The sequence below is a fragment of the Lysobacter sp. HDW10 genome (assembly GCF_011300685.1).
Classification (GTDB): Bacteria; Pseudomonadota; Gammaproteobacteria; order Xanthomonadales; family Xanthomonadaceae; genus Solilutibacter.
This window is the reverse complement of sequence record NZ_CP049864.1, coordinates 206,839-222,385: the sequence shown is the minus strand read 5'-3', so window position 1 is coordinate 222,385 and position 15,547 is coordinate 206,839. Positions and strand designations below refer to the sequence as shown.

Genomic DNA, 15,547 nt, shown 5'->3' with positions numbered 1-15,547 from the left:
GAGCGCCTCGTGAACACGCGTGCTTGAACTCAGGGCGTTCCGCCCCCAGAATCTGCTGCGTCAGTCGATCCACGGAAGTTCAATGCCCATCTACGCGTTCATGTGTGAGTCCTGCGGCCACAGCTTCGACAAGCTGCAGAAGCTCTCAGACCCGGACCCAGAAACCTGCCCGAATTGCGGTCAGCCGACGCTGAAGCGTCAAGTGACTGCGCCCAGCTTCCGTTTGGCGGGTGGCGGCTGGTATGAAACCGACTTTAAAAAAGACGGCGACAAGAAGCGCAATCTGGTGGGCGATTCAGCCACACCTGCACCAACGCCTGCACCGGCACCGGCGCCCAAGAAAGACGATTGAATCAGTAGGCGTCGGCGGCTTGCGACGCGACGATGCGATCTTTGCCTTGCGACTTCGCGTCCAAGAGCGCCATGTCTGCGCGATGCAACAAGCTGCGCATACTTTCATGCTCACGCGCGCAGGCAACACCGATGCTCGTTGACATGCGCACTCCGTCGACATTGATGCGACGTACGCGTGCCAGAACTTCATCGGCAATTTCCATGGCTTCGGCCAAGGAATGACCGAACATCATCAAGGCGAATTCTTCGCCACCCACGCGGCCCGAAATAATGTGGCGTGCTTGCAGGGTGGTGTCCGCTTCACGAATATGCCCGCCGATCGCACGAATACAGGTAGCCGCTTCGCTCAAGACGCGATCGCCAAACGCATGGCCATGCCGGTCATTGATTTGCTTGAAGTCATCCAAGTCGATGAAGCAGGCGCACACCGCGGTTTTGCTGCCTTCTGAGAAGCTCATGCTGCGGCTCGCCAGCTCCATAAAGCGACGGCGGGTCAGCATGCCAGTCAGCGAATCGGTAAACGCCGATTCACGCATATTGATATTGGATAGGTAGGTTTCGCGACGCAGTCGATTGCAGGCGCGATACACAATGATCGAAATCGCGCTGACCGGCACCAGATACAGAATCATGGCAAGCCAAGTCAGGGCTTGGGTATTCGAAAACGCGATGAAACTAATCGACGCGACAACGGTCAAGACGAGACTGGCGACAAATGAACCGGTCCGGACAATCAAAGGTGAAATCGTCAACAGCCAGAACATCATTTGCAAGATGACAGCCGACGTCAGCTCAGGTTGCTCGTAGCAAATCAAACCCAGCAACACGTAAACGCTCACCATGAAGGCGAAGCAGGCGCGGCCGAAAGCGGCAATGCGTTTTGCGCGCAGCATGAACAACCAAGTGACCAAAATCAGAGCGATCGCGACGAGCATCTCGGGCTGGGATAAGACCTGCCACATATGCGGGCGAAAACTGTCGTTCAGTGCCAGCAGCGCCAGGGTAGCGATCGCGCCAAGCGGCCCCAGCAAGAGCAGCGGGATACGGGCGAAACGGTAGTTGCTGCGAAAGTATTCACGCCGCAGGCCATCCGGCAGGGCGGGTGGAAAGACGCGATTTAAGAAGCGCTCTGAAGAGACTCGAGCGCCGTGAAACATGCCATGCAACAAGCACCACCCCCACGAAAAGGCCACCCCCGCTCAGAGGATAGCCAAATTTGGGGCGGGCCGCCTGCACGCGCTAAAATAGGTGGTTCGGTGCCCGCGCGTGCGGACACCCTGACTTTCGGAGCTGTTTTCGCATGCGTAGCCATTTTTGCGGTCTTGTCGACGAGACGATGATCGGTCAGCAAGTCGTCCTCTGCGGTTGGACAGATGTCGCCCGTGATCTGGGTGGCGTGTGCTTTATCGACCTGCGTGATCACGAAGGCATCGTCCAGGTGGTCGCTGAGCCGTCTTCGGCAGAAGGCAATACCGACGTGGTCGCCACTGCCACCACCATCGGCTACGAAGACTGCTTGCGGGTCACAGGCACCGTGCGTGCGCGCCATTCGGTCAATGACAAGATCAAGACCGGCCGTGTCGAAGTCGTGGCGGAAAAGATTGAAGTGTTGAACAAAGCGGAGCCCTTGCCGTTCCACCACCACGAAAATCCGGGCGAAGAAATTCGATTGAAGTACCGCTATCTGGACCTTCGCAGTCCCGACATGCAACGCAAGATGCGTACCCGCATTCGCTTGGTCGCTGCCCTGCGTCGTTGGCTCGATGCACGCGGTTTCCAAGACATCGAAACGCCGATTCTGACCAAGGCCACGCCGGAAGGCGCACGTGACTTCCTCGTGCCGGCGCGCATGCATGCAGGTGAGTTCTATGCCTTGCCGCAGTCGCCGCAGTTGTTCAAACAGCTGCTGATGATGTCGGGCTTCGATCGCTATTACCAAATTGCACGCTGCTTCCGTGATGAAGCTTTGCGCGCAGATCGCCAACTCGAATTCACCCAGCTCGACATGGAATTTGCGTGGGTGGAAGAGCGCGATATTCAAGATGCCGTCGAAGGCATGATTCGCGAAGTCTTCAAAGAAGTGTTGGATGTGGATTTGCCGCAGCCGTTCCCGCGCATGACCTATGCAGAAGCGATGCGTCGCTATGGCTCGGACAAGCCGGATGTGCGTTTCGATCTCGAATTCACGGATGTCGCCGAGCACGTCAAAGACAGCGAATTCAAAGTATTTACAGATTGGGCGACGCACGCCGACGGTCGCGTCGTTGCACTTCGCGCGCCGGGCGGCGCACATTTCTCGCGCAAGCAGATTGACGAGTACGGTGCGTACGCAGCAAAGTTCGGCGCCAAGGGCTTGGCCTATATCAAGGTGAGCGAGCAAGGTGAAATCACGTCGCCCATTGCAAAGTTCTTCAGCGAAGACGCGTTCAAAGCATTGATTTCGGCGGTCGGTCTAAACAACGGTGACATGGCATTTTTCGGCGCGGGTACGTACAAGTCCGTGTCGGATTTCATGGGCGCGTTGCGCTTGAAGTTGGGTCAAGATCTCGGTTTGCTGCAGGCCGGTTGGAAGCCGCTGTGGGTCACGGATTTCCCGATGTTCGAATGGGACGAAGACGAAGGCCGTTACGTCGCCTTGCATCATCCCTTCACAGCACCTGCCGTGGACGACATCGCCGACTTGCGTGCCAATGCACGTACGGCTGTGAGCCGTGGTTATGACATGGTGTTGAATGGCAATGAGATCGGTGGCGGCTCGATTCGTATTCACCACAGTGCGATGCAAAGCGCCGTGTTTGATTTGCTCGGCATTGGCGCTGAAGAAGCGCAGGCGAAGTTCGGCTTCTTGCTCGATGCATTGAAGTACGGCGCGCCACCCCACGGCGGCATTGCCTTCGGCATTGATCGCATTGCGGCCTTGATGGCCGGCTCAGACTCCATCCGTGACGTCATCGCCTTCCCGAAAACCACGGGTGCGCAGTGCTTGCTCACAGATGCGCCGTCACCCATTGCTGACGCGCAGTTGGCGGAAGTGCACATCCAAGTGCGCCCCGTCAGCAAAGACTGAGTGTGCTGTGAGCGGTCTGCTCAACATTCGCCGCGCTGTTTCCGCTGACGCGCCGACCTTGTCGAAGTTGTCGGCGGATACCTTTGTCGAGACCTTCGGGCACTTGTATTCGGCGAAAGATCTTGAAGACTATTTGGCGCATGCTTACACCGAGTCGAGCTATCTGGATGGCCTGAACGAATTGGGCTTTGCCGCTTGGTTGCTTGAAGACGCGGAAGGCACGCCGCTCGGCTTTGCCTATGCGGGTCCCGCCGATATTCCGCACGATGATGTCCAGCCGGGTGACATGCAATTGGTCCGCCTGTATCTGATGAAGTCCGCGCAAAGTGGCGGCTGGGGTGGACGCTTAATGGACGCCGCCATGGACTGGATGTCCGCCAGTGCCCCACGCAGCATGTGGATCGGCGTGTGGAGTGAAAACCTCGGTGCCCAGCGCTTCTATGCACGCTATGGGTTCTCCCAAGCCGGCACCTACTTGTATCCGGTGGGCGAAACCAACGATATCGAGTTCATCTACCGCAAGGTCATCAGCTAAAACCACGGGGAAACGCGCGATGCCCCGGCGGGTTCTCGCGTAAAATCATCGGATTCCAAACTGTACTGGGTACCCATGGGTCGTGGTCCTTCGATTGAATCGCGCAAAAATGCCGTAGACGCACAACGCGGCAAAATTTTCACCAAGATCATTCGTGAAATCTCCGTGGCAACGCGCACGGCAGGCAGCGACCCTGGCGGTAATCCGCGCTTACGCACGGCCATCGACAAAGGCTTGAGCGTAAACATGTCGAAAGACGTGATCGAGCGCGCAATCAAAAAAGCGTCCGGCGAACTCGAAGGCGTCGAATACGAAGAAATCCGCTACGAAGGTTATGCCCCGGGTGGCGTTGCCGTGATTGTCGATTGTTTGACCGACAACCGCGTTCGCACCGTGGCTGAAGTGCGTCATGCCTTCGGAAAGTTCGGCGGCAATATGGGCACCGAAGGCTCAGTGGCCTTCATGTTCAAGAAGTTGGGCGTATTGAGTTATGACGCCGGCGCCAACGAAGACGCGATTACGGACGCGGCCATTGAAGCAGGTGCCGATGACATCGTGGTCTATCCGGAAGACGGTGCAATTGATGTATTGACCTCACCCGACACCTTTAATGATGTCAAAGCCGCATTGGAAAGTGCCGGCTTGACGCCGGGCTATGCCGAAATCACGCTGCGTGCCGACAATGACATCGCGGTCGAAGGCGAGACTGCTGAAAAAGTCGAGAAACTCCTGAACTTCTTGAATGATCTGGACGACGTGCAATCCGTGCATAGCAATGCGGAACTCCCGGCCTGATTGTGACGCGCATTCTTGGCATTGATCCGGGATCGCAACGCACGGGCGTCGGTATCATCGATGTGCAAGCCGATGGACGCGTAGTACACGTGCACCACGAGGCGCTCACACTGCTGAGCGCCGAAGATTTTCCGGCCCGATTGAACTTGCTTGCACAGGGCCTATGGCGCCTGATTGAAACGTACACGCCCAATGAAGTCTCAATCGAACAAGTCTTTCTGTCCAACAATGCGATGTCCGCACTGAAGTTGGGACAGGCACGGGGTGCAGCGATTGTGGCCTGCGTGACACGCGGTCTACCGGTTGCGGAGTACGCTGCTAAAGAAGTGAAGTTGGCCTTGGTTGGAAAAGGCAGCGCAGATAAGGTGCAGGTGCAACACATGGTGGGCGTCATGCTGAATTTGAAACAAAAATTACAAGCGGATGCAGCCGACGCATTGGCAATTGCCATTACTCATGCGCATGTGCGCGCGAGCGCGGCCCGCCTAGGTGTCGGTGTGCGACAAGCTTGGTCGAAACGTTGAAAGTCCGGAGTACGCAGTGATTGGTCGACTAAGAGGCACCCTGATTCACAAGCAGCCACCGTGGCTGGTCATCGATGTGCACGGCGTGGGCTACGAACTCGAAGCCCCAATGAGTACGTTTTATGATTTGCCCGAAATCGGCAAGGACGTGCAGTTGTTTACGCACTACGCGCAAAAGGAAGACAGCGTATCGCTGTATGGGTTTTTGACCGATAGCGAACGGCAATTGTTCAGGGATGTGCAACGGGTCAGCGGCATCGGTGCACGCATTGCACTGGCCGTGCTGTCCGGCGTCAGTGTGGGCGATTTCGCGCGCTTGATTCAAACCTCAGACGTGGCAGCCTTAACGCGTATTCCCGGTATTGGAAAAAAGACGGCTGAACGTATGGTCGTTGAGCTCAGGGATCGCAGCTTGCCCACGGCTGGACCGGCCCTGGGTGCGGGTTCGATCACCCACGACGCGCTTTCAGAAGCGACAGTGGCTTTGCAGCAGTTGGGGTATAAGCCAGTGGAGGCGGAACGTATGGCTAAAGCGGTCGCTGCAGACGGCGATACGCCCGAATCCATCATTCGCAAGGCACTGCAGCAAGCCTTGCGTTAGGCGTACCATGAGCGGTCATTGGCGCCAGTGTGAGCGGTGCAGGGGTTATAGATGTCGATTGTTCCGAAAAACGAATTGCATGATCCAAATGCCACACATGGGCATGCAAAAGGTGGTCTCGCCGGTTTAGCAATGGGTGCAGTGGGCGTCGTGTTTGGCGATATCGGTACGTCGCCGCTGTACACGATGAAAGAAGCCTTCATTGAACACTATGGTCTCGTTGCGAACCATGACACCGTCTTGGGCGTGCTGTCCTTGGCGTTTTGGTCGCTCATGATCGTCGTGACCTTGAAGTACGTCACCGTGATCATGAACGCGGACAACGAAGGCGAAGGCGGCATCATGGCTTTGATGGCCTTGGCGCAACGCACGCTGCCAAAAACCTCTCGTTCGGCGTATGCCGTTGGCATCCTCGGTATTTTCGGTGCATCCCTGTTCTTTGGTGATGGTGTCATTACGCCTGCCATTACGACGCTCTCTGCAGTGGAAGGCTTGGGCGTGGCTGCACCAGCCTTGAAGCATTGGGTAGTGCCGATTGCCTTGGTGATTTTGGTCGCGTTGTTTGCTGCGCAGCGTTTTGGCACAGCGAAAGTCGGCAAAGTGTTCGGCCCGGTCATGGTGATGTGGTTTTTGTCGATCGCAGTGATCGGCGTCATGAACATCACCAAGGCACCCGAAACCTTGAAGGCGCTGAATCCCGTTTGGGGCATGAACTTCTTCATCGACCACGGTTGGCACGGCATCTTCATCTTGGGCGCCGTGGTGTTGGCGGTGACAGGTGGCGAAGCACTGTATGCGGATATGGGCCACTTCGGTGCACGTCCGATTCGCTATGCGTGGTACTTCTTCGTACTGCCGTGTTTGGTGTTGAACTATTTGGGACAGGGCGCCTTGATCCTGTCGCATCCGGAAAGTGTGTCAAATCCATTCTTTGAAGCGGTGCCGATATGGGCGCGCATTCCCATGGTGGTTTTGGCGACGGCGGCTGCTGTGGTGGCGTCACAAGCTGTGATTACGGGCGCCTATTCGGTGGCGCGCCAAGCGATGCAATTGGGCTATATCCCGCGCATGCAAATCCGCCACACCTCCAGCGACACCATTGGCCAGATTTATGTGCCGGGTATCAATTGGTTCTTGATGATTGCGGTGATCGTGTTGGTATTGATGTTCCGCGACTCAACACGTTTGGCCACGGCTTACGGTATTTCCGTCTCTGGCACCATGTTTATCGACACCTTGCTATTGGGCCTCGTCGCCTATCGCTTGTGGCCGCGCCAGCGCACGTGGGTAATCCCGCTCTGCGTGCTCTTTGGCTTGGTAGAAATTGCCTTCATCATCGCGAACGGCGTGAAGTTCTTCGATGGCGCATGGTTCCCGCTGCTGTTGGGCTTGGGCGTCTTTACCTTGCTGCGCACATGGCGCCGTGGCCGCGAATTGCTGCGTGCTGAAATGCAAAGCGAAGGGATTCAGCTCGATACCTTCCTCGACGGTTTGATGTTGTCGCCGCCTGTTCGCGTACCGGGCACCGCGGTCTTCATGACCGCCGACAAAGGTGTCGTGCCGCATGCCTTGCTACATAACTTGAAGCACAACAAAGTGCTGCATGAGCGCAATGTGTTCCTCACCGTTGAATCGCTGACCGTGCCGTATGCGCATGCCGGGCAACGACTGAAGATCGTGCGTGTGGGGGATGGCTGCTACAAGATGGTCGTCGGTTTCGGCTTCATGGAAACGCCCGACGTGCCACAAGCGCTAATGCGTTGCGCGGACATGGGTGAAATGTGCATCGATCCGATGGACACCACCTATTTCGCAAGTCGCGAAACCATTCTGGCCAGTGCCAATCGTGGTATGCCGGTGTGGCGCGACAAGCTGTTCGCGCTCATGCACCGCAATGCGGCGCCTGCCACGGGCTTCTTCCGTATTCCGTCTAACCGCTTGGTGGAACTGGGCGCGCAAGTCCGGATCTGATCGCGGCTGTTGCGACGGCCGCGTGTCACAATCCTCGTATGAGTGACGAACGCATCATAGCCGCGGGCGCAACCCGCGAAGACGATCAGAGCGAGGCCAAAATCCGGCCCTCGCGCCTAGCCGATTACTTGGGCCAGGCGCCGGTGCGGGAGCAAATGCAGATCTACATCGATGCGGCGAAATCTCGCACCGAGGCCTTGGATCACGTCTTGATTTTCGGGCCGCCAGGGCTCGGTAAGACCACCCTGTCGCACGTGATCGCAAACGAACTCGGCGTCAATCTGCGCGTGACGTCAGGGCCTGTGATTGAACGCGCGGGCGATCTTGCTGCCCTGCTCACCAATTTGCAGCCACACGACGTGCTGTTTATCGACGAAATCCATCGACTGTCACCCGTCGTGGAAGAAGTGCTCTATCCCGCGATGGAAGACTTCCAGATCGACATCATGATCGGGGAGGGGCCCGCTGCGCGTTCGATCAAGCTCGATTTGCCGCCGTTTACCTTGGTGGGCGCCACCACACGCGCAGGTTTGCTGACCGCACCCTTGCGTGATCGCTTTGGCATCGTGCAGCGACTTGAGTTTTATGACGTGGCTGAGCTCACGCAAATCGTGCGGCGTTCTGCGTCGATCTTGGGTATCCAGTGCGCACCGGAAGGCGCGGCAGAAATCGCGCGTCGCGCGCGTGGCACACCGCGCATTGCCAACCGTTTGCTGCGGCGCGTGCGCGATTACGCGCAAGTGAAATCAGAAGGTCATATCGATAGCGATGTCGCGCATGCCGCGATGGCGATGTTGAAGGTCGACGCACAGGGTTTTGACGAACTCGATCGCCGCATGTTGAACGTCATCATCGATTACTTCGATGGCGGGCCGGTCGGTGTTGAATCTCTGGCCGCGGCACTGAGTGAAGAACGCGGCACCTTGGAAGACGTGATCGAGCCCTACTTGATTCAACAAGGTTTCATCATTCGCACCGCGCGCGGCCGCATGGTGACACCACGCGCGTATCGCCACTTGGGTCTGAAACCGAAAACCCCTGCGGCCGATTTATTCGATGCTGACGAGTCCGGCGCGTGAACCGTTTTGAGTGGCCGGTTCGGGTCTATTGGGAAGACACCGATGCCGGTGGTGTCGTGTATCACGCGCAATACCTCGCGTTTATGGAACGTGCGCGCAGTGAATGGGTGCGCGCACAAGTCGGTGGTCAAGACTGGCTGAAATCCGAGTTTGGCGTGTGCTTTGTGGTGCGCGCGATGCATCTGGACTTCCGCAGCCCCGCGCGCTTGGATGACGCGCTTGTGATTACGGTGACACCGACCGAGTTTCGGGGCGCCAGTTTGCGCGTTAATCAAACAGTCGAACGTGACGGTGTAGTGTTGGTCGAGGCAGACGTACGGATCGCATCGGTCAACGCTGCATCATTCCGGCCGATGGCGGTGCCGGAGGCTCTGATTGAAACCCTGAAAAAACCGAGGCATGCATGAGTGGTATGAGTTTGCAGGAAGTGGTGAACGCAGCGCTTCCCGCGCAATCGCCGGTGTCTGATCAAGGCATCGATTTCGTACAACTGATCTTGCATGCCTCTTTTCCCGTGCAACTGGTGATGGGCATCTTGCTCTTTGTGTCCATCGCATCGTGGGCCATTATCTTTCGCAAAAAGCGTGTGATTGATCGCGCCATGGACGAGGCCGAGGCATTTGAAGAACGCTTTTGGTCGGGTGCTGATTTGGCCAAGCTGCAATCGGACGCCGAACGCAAAGGCGACAATCGCATGGGCATGGAATCCATCTTTGAAGCCGGCATGCGCGAATATCGCCGCATCCTGCAGCAGCGTGGCAATGTCGATAGCCGTATGCAGATTGAAGCTGCACAGCGCGCCATGCGCGCAACGACCGCGCGCGAATTGGATGGTCTGGAACACAATCTCGAATTTCTAGCAAACGTCGGTTCAATCAGTCCGTACATCGGTTTGTTCGGTACGGTGTGGGGCATCATGATTTCTTTCCAGGGCTTGGCCAAGTTGAAAGAAGCCACGATTGCCACCGTTGCGCCCGGTATTTCTGAAGCATTGATTGCGACGGCCATGGGTTTGTTTGCGGCCATTCCCGCGGTATGGGCCTACAACCGGTATGCCACGCGCGTAGAACGCATCGCGTCACGCTATGACACCTTCGCCGAAGAGTTCTCATCCATTCTTCAGCGTCACTCGCCGCTGCCGGACTAAAGGCATGGGCGTACGTCATACGCGCCGTCGTAAGCGCACATTGAAATCTGAGATCAACGTCGTGCCGTATATCGACGTGATGCTGGTGCTTTTGATTATCTTCATGGCGACCGCGCCGCTGTTGAATCTGGGCGTGAATGTCGATCTGCCGCAATCGAAAGCAAGCACGATCAAGACCGATACGCAGCCTGCGATTGTGAGCGTGAACGCTGCGGGTGAGCTGTTTCTAACAGCAGAAGAATTGCGTAATACACCTTTATCGCGCGAGGCGGTGGTGGCCCGCGTCTCTGCATTTGCCAAGGCGAATCCGGATGCGCCGGTCTACGTCGCAGCCGACGGCAGTGCGAGCTATCAAACCGTGTACGACGTCTTATCGATGCTGCAAACCGAAGCACACGTCACCAAGGCCGGACTGATGAGTGTGCCGTCGCAATCTCGAGCGCCATGAAGCCGAAGAAACACGACACGCTTCGCGGTACCGCGTCATCTGTTTTATTGCACGCGGTCATTCTTGCGGCATTGCTGTTTTCTTGGCATTCGGTGAAGCAATCCGACAGTGCAGGCGGTGATGCGGGTATCGAAGCCAGCATGGTGAAGTTTGGTGATTTGCCCGCGCAAACGCAGGCCGCCATTACCGGCGCACCACAACCCTTGGCCGGCGAGCCCATGCCGACACCTGTCGAGACGCCACCTGAAGTCATCGAGCCGGAAGTGATGCCGACGCCGGTGCAAGACACAGTGGAAGAAACGCTGCCACAACCCACACCCGAGCCTGTGGCGAAAAAACCGGCACCCGAGACGCGTCCGCAGCCTAAGCCGATACCGACCAAGCCTGTCGTCACCAAGCCTGCTGACAAGAAAATAGAAAAGCCCGTGACGCCTCAGCCAACCACGCAACCCACAGGTGCCGCAAAGGCCCGTGCGGACGCGATGGCGCGTATGCGCGCTGAGCAATTGAAAGACATCACGGGCGGTAGCACGGCGACAACAGCTGGCAATCCGAAAGGACAATCTTCAACCGGCACAAAATCTTCCGTTGGCAAAGGTGAGGCATCGGGCAATAGCACCGGCAATCAAAAGCGTTGGCTGGACGCCGTGGCAAAAGCAATCGAACGCCAATGGATACGCCCGGATGGCATTCCCAATGATCAGGCCTGTCCGATTCGAATTCGCATCATTCCGGGCGGCGAAGTGATTTCCGCCAACGTGCAATCATCGTGCCCGTATTCAGCTTCTGCGAAACAAAGCGTGCAGGACGCCGTGATGAAGGCGAGCCCATTGCCATTCAAGGGCTTTGAGAACGATTACGCCCGCGATTTCACCGTGAATTTCTATCCCTCGAAGTAAGGTGGGCGGTATTGTCCCCCCGACTCTGAACGCGGGTTCAGCCAATCTTGGCCGTATTCGTTAACCTCGAACTCTGCTCAAGGAACAAAAATCTTCATGAAGCGAATCTTGTCTTTTGCGTTGCTCTGCATGGCTGCTGCAAGCGCCAATGCCCAGCAAAACCCGCAGGTAGACCTGATCGGCGGGCGCGATGAGGCCTTACCGATTGCAGTGGTGCCGTTCAGCGGCGGCGCCGGCGAAGCAGATGTTGCAGCGGTGATCGCTGCCGATCTGAATCGCTCAGGGCATTTCAAGTCGATGCCTGTGGTGAACATGCCGCAGAAGCCCGTCAATGCCAGCGACATCGACTTCAAAGCGTGGCAAAACGCAGGGCAAGATTTCATTCTGATCGGGCGCGTGAGCGGCGGCTTGCGCGTCGAATACGAATTGTTCGATGTGTCCAAACAGACGCGCGTCTTAGGCTTCGCGAAAACTTCATCTGCCAATGCAGCCAGAGATATCGCGCATCAAATCGCCGATGACGTGTATTTGAAAGTCACGGGCAAGCCAGGGTCATTCTGGACGCGATTAGCATTTATCCAATCCAGCGGTACGGGCGCCAATGCGCGCTACAGCTTGGCGATTGCCGATGCGGACGGCTACAACGTGCGTGTGTTGGATTCGTCTAACAAACCGTTGATGTCGCCTGCGTGGAGTCCTGACGGAAGCAAGATTGCGTATGTGTCCTTCGCGAGTGGCAATAGCGAAGTGAAGGTCCGCAATGTCGATGGAGGTGGTGAAACCACGATCGCGGCATTCAAGGGCGTCAATGCAGCGCCCGAATTTTCGATGGACGGTTCGCGCATCTATGTGTCGCTTTCTAAAGATGGCGATCCGGACATTTACGTGATCGGTGCAGGTGGCGGTGGTGCCACGCGACTCACACAGCAACTCGGCATTGATACCAGCCCTGCCGTGTCGTCTGACGGCGTGTATTTCACTTCAGATCGCGGTGGTCGTCCGCAGGTCTATCGGATGTCGGCCAATGGTGGCAGCGCATCGCGCGTGACCTTCCAAGGCGAATACAACGCCGACCCGGCCGTGTCATCTGACGGTCAAGTGATTGCCGTCAGCCAAGGCACCGGTGGCGCTTACCGAATTGCTGTCATGGACAAAGAAAAGCCCGGCGCGCAATGGAATGTTGTGTCATCAGGCAGCTTGGATTCGTCGCCCACCGTGGCACCGAACGGCAGCATGGTGGCCTATAGCTCGCGCGAAGGCGCAGGCGATGCATTGCATGTGTCGGCCTCAAATGGCCGTGTGAAAGAACGTCTTCCGGTGTCCGGGCGTGACCCCGCCTGGTCGAACCTGCGCAAGAACTCCCCCTGATCCCTTTTGTTGGAGCTTGAAATGAAGTCCAAGATTTATCCCGTACTGATCATCGGTTCCTGCCTCGCCATTGCGGCATGTTCGGGCAAGAAGACCAAGCCTGCTGAAGGTCCGGTCGTTGTAGACGACAGCGCAAACACCGGTGCACAGCAAGGCAATACCGGAAGCACCACGCCTCTGGGTAGCTACACGCCTGAAGATTTGGATCGTGACGTGTGCCTGCGCAATCGCGTCGTGTATTTCGATTTGGATTCCGACATCACTAAGCCTGAGTTCCAAGCCGCGATCGGTTGTCACGCAAAGTATCTGCGCGATCGTCCGACGGCACGCATGAAACTCGATGGCCATACCGACGAACGCGGTAGCAACGAATACAACTTGGCCTTGGGCGAACGCCGCGCAAAGAGCGTGCGTCAAGTGATGAGCGCGCTGGGTGCCTCAAGCAGCCAAATTGAATTCACCAGCTACGGTGAAGAAGCACCGACCTGCCGTGCGCCGGACGAATCTTGCTGGTCTAAGAATCGTCGCGTTGAAATCAACTATCTGACGCCGTAAGGACGGAGCATTCCATGCGTTCCTTGTTCATTGTGGGTTTGATGCTGTTGGCGACACCGGCCATGGCGCAAAGGCAGAGTTTGGCCGAACGCGTGACGGCCATCGAACTCAAGCAGGCTGAAGATCCGGCACGCATGGAGTTGGTGCAACAGGTCAACGTATTGCGTGAAGAAGTTCGGATGTTGCGCGGCGAAATTGAAGAGCTGCGCAACGCCGACGCGCAGGCACGTGAAAGCGCACGCAACCAGTATCTCGATTTGGATGGCCGCCTAACGCGATTGGAAGGCGGCACACCGTCGCAAGGCGGCGCGAGCGGCAACGAAGGCGTCGTGCAGGCGCCGGCCGCAAGCACGCCGAAGAAATCTGCACCCGCAGCAACCGAAGCGGCCCCCGAACCAGTGGCTGCGACCACCGGCAACGAGAAGGCCGATTACGACGCAAGCATGAAAATGTTGAAAGCGGGGCAGTACGTGGCTTCAGCGCGCGGTTTCCGTGCCTTCCTGTCGGCCTATCCGCAGTCGTCGCTAGTACCGAATGCGCAATATTGGCTGGGCGAAAGCTACTACGCGACGGGCAACTATCCCTTGGCAGCAGCACAATTCAAAGAACTCGCGCAAGCACACCCGACGCATAACAAGGCGGGTGGGGCACTGCTCAAGCTGGGCATGAGCCAGGCGGAAATGAAGCAAATGACCCAAGCGAAGGCCACGTGGAAGCGTGTCGTTCAAAACTACGCGGGCAGCGATGCGGCCAAGCAGGCGCAGTTCAAGCTGAAAAGCACGCCTTAGAAGCCGGTCCCCTGGCCAGCGTGGCGAGGGGAAACGGTAAAATGGTCGGATGGACGCTGCGATCGACGCCGCGACCGTGTCACAGACGCGGTTGCGGATCACTGAAATTTTCCTCTCTTTGCAAGGCGAAGCACGCGATGCGGGCTGGCCGACGGTGTTCGTACGCCTGACCGGCTGCCCCTTACGGTGCGGGTATTGCGACACGGCCTACGCCTTTCATGGCGGCGAATGGCAAGAGATCGACGACATCCTTGCGGTTGTCCGCGACTACGGCGTGCGCCACGTCTGCGTCACCGGTGGCGAGCCTTTGGCGCAGAAACGTTGCGTGCATTTGCTCACGCGCTTGTGTGACGCAGGCTATGTGGTTTCGCTAGAAACCTCGGGTGCGATTGATATCTCCGACGTCGACACGCGCGTGTCGCGCATTGTCGATATCAAGACGCCGGGTTCTGGCGAAGTCGCGCGCAACCTGTGGTCCAACATGGCGCAGCTCACGTCGAATGATCAGATCAAATTCGTGATCTGCAGTCGCGAAGATTTTGATTGGGCCGTGGGTATCGTGGCATCGCAGCAGTTGGTCGATAAGTGCGATGTCTTGTTCTCGCCAAGCTATGCGCAGATTGCACCGGCTGATCTGGCGCAGTGGATCATCGACGCACGCTTGCCGGTCAAATTTCAAATGCAATTGCACAAAGAACTCTGGGGTGAGGCGCAAGGCCGATGAGCGAACAAGGAAAAGCCGTTGTGCTGGTGTCCGGCGGCATGGATTCTGCGGTCGTGCTGGCGATGGCTAAAGCACAGGGCTTCGATTGCGTGGCCTTGAGTGTGCAGTACGGCCAGCGACACGCCTCTGAGCTGGATGCAGCGCGCCGTGTTGCGAGTGCCTTGGGTGCGTCCGAGCACAAGGTGGTGGGAATTGATCTGCGGAGCATCGGTGGTTCGTCGCTCACAGCCGATATTGACGTGCCGACCGATGACGATGGCCATGTGATTGGGGATTCCATCCCAAGCACTTACGTGCCCGCGCGCAATACCTTGATGCTGAGCGCGGCGCTTGGATGGGCCGAGGTGCTGGGCGCGCATGACATCTTCTGCGGCGTCAATGCTGTGGATTATTCGGGTTACCCGGATTGCCGCCCGGAATTCATCGCAGCATTTGAAGCCTTGGCCAATCTGGCGACGAAGGCCGGCGTGGAAGGCACGCGCTTCAAGATTCATGCGCCGTTGATGAAGCTGTCGAAGGCCGATATTGCGCGCGCGGGCGTCGAGTTGGGCGTTGATTTTTCGCAAACGGTCAGCTGTTACAAGGCAGATGCAGCGGGTCGCGCATGCGGCCATTGCGATGCTTGCAAGCTCAGAGCAGACGGATTTGCGGTCGCAGGGATTCCAGACCCTACACACTACGTAATCTGAATG

General features: G+C 57.4%; 18 protein-coding genes. 17 read left to right on the top strand and 1 reads right to left on the bottom strand.

The window, feature by feature from the left end:
* Positions 1–82: 82 nt before the first annotated feature.
* Complete coding sequence (locus G7069_RS01105) at positions 83–352, top strand: zinc ribbon domain-containing protein (RefSeq protein ID WP_166293417.1); 270 nt, start codon at positions 83–85, stop codon at positions 350–352.
* A gap of 1 nt (position 353) precedes the next feature.
* On the opposite strand, the gene G7069_RS01100 is transcribed toward G7069_RS01105, so the two are convergent.
* Positions 354–1,511 (bottom strand): diguanylate cyclase, encoded by a 1,158-nt coding sequence (locus G7069_RS01100; RefSeq protein ID WP_166293415.1) that lies wholly within the window; start codon positions 1,509–1,511, stop codon positions 354–356.
* Between the two features lie 143 nt (positions 1,512–1,654).
* Between G7069_RS01100 and aspS the strand changes: the two genes are divergently transcribed.
* From aspS to queC, 16 genes are all read left to right on the top strand, one after another.
* Entirely contained in the window at positions 1,655–3,421 is a 1,767-nt protein-coding gene (gene aspS / locus G7069_RS01095; RefSeq protein ID WP_166293413.1) for an aspartate--tRNA ligase, read from the top strand.
* Positions 3,422–3,437: 16 nt separating this feature from the next.
* Positions 3,438–3,956 carry a GNAT family N-acetyltransferase gene (locus tag G7069_RS01090; protein ID WP_205758761.1) on the top strand — a complete coding sequence of 173 codons (519 nt, stop codon included), beginning with the start codon at positions 3,438–3,440 and terminating at the stop codon, positions 3,954–3,956.
* A gap of 75 nt (positions 3,957–4,031) precedes the next feature.
* Complete coding sequence (locus G7069_RS01085; protein ID WP_166293411.1) at positions 4,032–4,751, top strand: YebC/PmpR family DNA-binding transcriptional regulator; 720 nt, start codon at positions 4,032–4,034, stop codon at positions 4,749–4,751.
* Between the two features lie 2 nt (positions 4,752–4,753).
* On the top strand, positions 4,754–5,275 hold the full coding sequence (gene ruvC, locus G7069_RS01080; protein ID WP_166293410.1) for a crossover junction endodeoxyribonuclease RuvC: 522 nt from the start codon (positions 4,754–4,756) through the stop codon (positions 5,273–5,275).
* Between the two features lie 16 nt (positions 5,276–5,291).
* Positions 5,292–5,876: a Holliday junction branch migration protein RuvA gene (gene ruvA, locus G7069_RS01075; protein WP_166297398.1), complete on the top strand. Its 585-nt coding sequence runs from the start codon at positions 5,292–5,294 to the stop codon at positions 5,874–5,876.
* A 75-nt stretch (positions 5,877–5,951) separates the two neighbouring features.
* A complete protein-coding gene (locus tag G7069_RS01070; RefSeq protein WP_343162594.1) occupies positions 5,952–7,847 on the top strand; it encodes a potassium transporter Kup in 1,896 nt (631 codons plus the stop codon).
* Positions 7,848–7,885: 38 nt separating this feature from the next.
* Positions 7,886–8,926: a Holliday junction branch migration DNA helicase RuvB gene (ruvB, locus tag G7069_RS01065; protein WP_166293408.1), complete on the top strand. Its 1,041-nt coding sequence runs from the start codon at positions 7,886–7,888 to the stop codon at positions 8,924–8,926.
* The gene (gene ybgC / locus G7069_RS01060) at positions 8,923–9,333 is read left to right on the top strand and encodes a tol-pal system-associated acyl-CoA thioesterase (RefSeq protein WP_166293407.1); all 411 of its coding nucleotides are present in this window, start codon (positions 8,923–8,925) and stop codon (positions 9,331–9,333) included. The genes ruvB and ybgC overlap by 4 nt, the downstream gene beginning before the upstream one ends.
* A gap of 5 nt (positions 9,334–9,338) precedes the next feature.
* Entirely contained in the window at positions 9,339–10,073 is a 735-nt protein-coding gene (gene tolQ / locus G7069_RS01055) for a protein TolQ (protein WP_240912684.1), read from the top strand.
* A gap of 4 nt (positions 10,074–10,077) precedes the next feature.
* Positions 10,078–10,521 (top strand): ExbD/TolR family protein, encoded by a 444-nt coding sequence (locus G7069_RS01050; protein ID WP_166293405.1) that lies wholly within the window; start codon positions 10,078–10,080, stop codon positions 10,519–10,521.
* Positions 10,518–11,420, top strand: a complete 903-nt coding sequence (locus G7069_RS01045; RefSeq protein WP_166293404.1) for a TonB C-terminal domain-containing protein — start codon at positions 10,518–10,520, stop codon at positions 11,418–11,420. The genes G7069_RS01050 and G7069_RS01045 overlap by 4 nt, the downstream gene beginning before the upstream one ends.
* A 96-nt stretch (positions 11,421–11,516) precedes the next feature.
* On the top strand, positions 11,517–12,788 hold the full coding sequence (tolB, locus tag G7069_RS01040) for a Tol-Pal system beta propeller repeat protein TolB (RefSeq protein WP_240912597.1): 1,272 nt from the start codon (positions 11,517–11,519) through the stop codon (positions 12,786–12,788).
* A gap of 21 nt (positions 12,789–12,809) precedes the next feature.
* Complete coding sequence (gene pal, locus G7069_RS01035; protein WP_166293403.1) at positions 12,810–13,343, top strand: peptidoglycan-associated lipoprotein Pal; 534 nt, start codon at positions 12,810–12,812, stop codon at positions 13,341–13,343.
* Between the two features lie 14 nt (positions 13,344–13,357).
* Positions 13,358–14,131, top strand: coding sequence for a tol-pal system protein YbgF (gene ybgF / locus G7069_RS01030; RefSeq protein WP_166293402.1), 774 nt, complete (start codon positions 13,358–13,360; stop codon positions 14,129–14,131).
* A gap of 49 nt (positions 14,132–14,180) precedes the next feature.
* Positions 14,181–14,855 carry a 7-carboxy-7-deazaguanine synthase QueE gene (queE, locus tag G7069_RS01025; RefSeq protein WP_166293401.1) on the top strand — a complete coding sequence of 225 codons (675 nt, stop codon included), beginning with the start codon at positions 14,181–14,183 and terminating at the stop codon, positions 14,853–14,855.
* Complete coding sequence (gene queC, locus G7069_RS01020; protein WP_166293400.1) at positions 14,852–15,544, top strand: 7-cyano-7-deazaguanine synthase QueC; 693 nt, start codon at positions 14,852–14,854, stop codon at positions 15,542–15,544. Before queE ends, queC begins: the two co-directional genes overlap by 4 nt.
* Positions 15,545–15,547: the final 3 nt, after the last annotated feature.

Bases quoted from the DNA above. Each gene is read 5' to 3' on its own strand.
- G7069_RS01085 (WP_166293411.1), top strand. From the start codon at position 4,032: ATGGGTCGTGGTCCTTCGATTGAATCGCGCAAAAATGCCGTAGACGCA.
- ruvB (WP_166293408.1), top strand. From the start codon at position 7,886: ATGAGTGACGAACGCATCATAGCCGCGGGCGCAACCCGCGAAGACGAT.
- G7069_RS01105 (WP_166293417.1), top strand. From the start codon at position 83: ATGCCCATCTACGCGTTCATGTGTGAGTCCTGCGGCCACAGCTTCGAC.
- G7069_RS01050 (WP_166293405.1), top strand. From the start codon at position 10,078: ATGGGCGTACGTCATACGCGCCGTCGTAAGCGCACATTGAAATCTGAG.
- queC (WP_166293400.1), top strand. From the start codon at position 14,852: ATGAGCGAACAAGGAAAAGCCGTTGTGCTGGTGTCCGGCGGCATGGAT.
- tolQ (WP_240912684.1), top strand. From the start codon at position 9,339: ATGAGTTTGCAGGAAGTGGTGAACGCAGCGCTTCCCGCGCAATCGCCG.
- G7069_RS01100 (WP_166293415.1), bottom strand. From the start codon at position 1,511: ATGTTTCACGGCGCTCGAGTCTCTTCAGAGCGCTTCTTAAATCGCGTC.
- G7069_RS01045 (WP_166293404.1), top strand. From the start codon at position 10,518: ATGAAGCCGAAGAAACACGACACGCTTCGCGGTACCGCGTCATCTGTT.
- queE (WP_166293401.1), top strand. From the start codon at position 14,181: ATGGACGCTGCGATCGACGCCGCGACCGTGTCACAGACGCGGTTGCGG.
- pal (WP_166293403.1), top strand. From the start codon at position 12,810: ATGAAGTCCAAGATTTATCCCGTACTGATCATCGGTTCCTGCCTCGCC.
- aspS (WP_166293413.1), top strand. From the start codon at position 1,655: ATGCGTAGCCATTTTTGCGGTCTTGTCGACGAGACGATGATCGGTCAG.
- ybgF (WP_166293402.1), top strand. From the start codon at position 13,358: ATGCGTTCCTTGTTCATTGTGGGTTTGATGCTGTTGGCGACACCGGCC.
- tolB (WP_240912597.1), top strand. From the start codon at position 11,517: ATGAAGCGAATCTTGTCTTTTGCGTTGCTCTGCATGGCTGCTGCAAGC.